Source organism: Thiolapillus sp., from assembly GCF_048562965.1.
Lineage (GTDB): Bacteria > Pseudomonadota > Gammaproteobacteria > Chromatiales > Chromatiaceae > Thiolapillus > Thiolapillus brandeum_A.
The window spans coordinates 1-1,425 of the sequence record NZ_JBHNMF010000758.1 but is presented as its reverse complement, the minus strand read 5'-3'; the positions used below and the strand labels follow the sequence as shown (position 1 = coordinate 1,425).

Here is a 1,425-nt window from a genome sequence, read left to right as displayed (position 1 = left end):
ACGCCGCGTTCAGAGGCCTACTTTGTTTTCCCTCTGGCGCAAGGCACGCCGGGAAAACAGTGCGGCCTCGCGGCTACTGGGGTCTACCAGCCTTCGCTTCGCTCTCCATGGCTGGCAGCGATCGAACTGCCCATCCAATGGACGGATTGCTGGGGCAACGATCACGATACGGTCAAAGGCAACCCCGTAGCTTTTCATTCCATGCGCGGTCTGGCGGCCCATTCCAACGGTTTTCACAGCATTCGCGCCCTGGGTATATTGATGACCCTGCTGGGCACCATCGACCGCCCCGGTGGTTTCCGCCACAAGGCGCCGTTTCCGCGACCCATTCCACCCTGTCCCAAGCCCCCCAAGGGGCCGGAGGACGTGCAGCCGGAGACGCCCCTGAACGGCATGCCCCTGGGCTGGCCGGCGGATCCCAACGACCTGTTCGTGGATGAGGATGGTGAAGCGGTGCGCCTGGACAAGGCCTTTTCCTGGGAATATCCGTTATCGGTACATGGTCTGATGCACAATGCCATCACCAACGCCTGGCGGGGCGATCCGTATAAAATCGATACGCTGCTGATCTTCATGGCCAACATGGCTTGGAACTCCTCCATGAATACCAGCAAGATTCGCGAGATGCTGGTGGACCGGGACGAGAACGGCGAGTACAGGATTCCCTTCCTCATCGTCGCCGACGCCTTCCAGTCCGAGACGGTGGCCTTTGCCGACCTGGTGCTGCCGGATACCACCTATCTGGAGCGCCATGACGCCATGTCCATGCTGGACCGGCCCATTTCCGAATATGATGGTCCCGTGGATTCCGTGCGTATTCCCGTGGTGCCGCCCCGGGGTGAGTGCAAGCCTTTCCAGGAAGTGCTCATCGAAATGGGCAGTCGTCTGAAATTGCCGGCTTTCGTGGATGAGGAGGGCAAGCGTAAGTTCCGCGACTACCCGGATTTCGTGGTGAATTTCGAGACCTCTGCCGGATCAGGTATCGGTTTTCTCGCCGGCTGGAGGGGCAAGGGCGGCGAGAAGTTCCTCAAGGGTGAGCCCAATCCCCGTCAGTGGGAGATGTATGCGAAGAACAACTGCGTATTCCACTACAAGCTGCCGCGCTCCTACCAGTACATGCGCAACTGGAACAAGGGCTACCTGGAATGGGCGCGGGCCCATGCCATGACCCGCTACGCCGAGCCCATCACCGTGCATTTGTATTCCGAGGTGCTGCAGAAGTTCCGCCTCGCGGCTCAGGGCAAGCGCCCGGGCAAGCAACCGCCGGAACGCCTGCGCAAGCGGGTGGAGATGTACTTCGATCCCCTGCCGTAACTACTCACCCCTATCAGCATAGAGCTGTCCCGAAAAGGCCATTTGAATGGCGACCAGCGGATTGTATCCCTGATTTGCCATGGTCTGCAGGTAACTGGAGATGCGGCAATA

The 1,425-nt window shown here is 59.9% G+C and carries 1 pseudogene; it reads left to right on the top strand.

Going from position 1 to position 1,425, the window contains the following annotated elements:
* A pseudogene (gene soeA, locus ACOCD2_RS19850) lies at window positions 1-1,311 on the top strand (sulfite dehydrogenase subunit SoeA); the annotation flags it as partial.
* Between the last annotated feature and the right edge of the window lie 114 nt (window positions 1,312-1,425).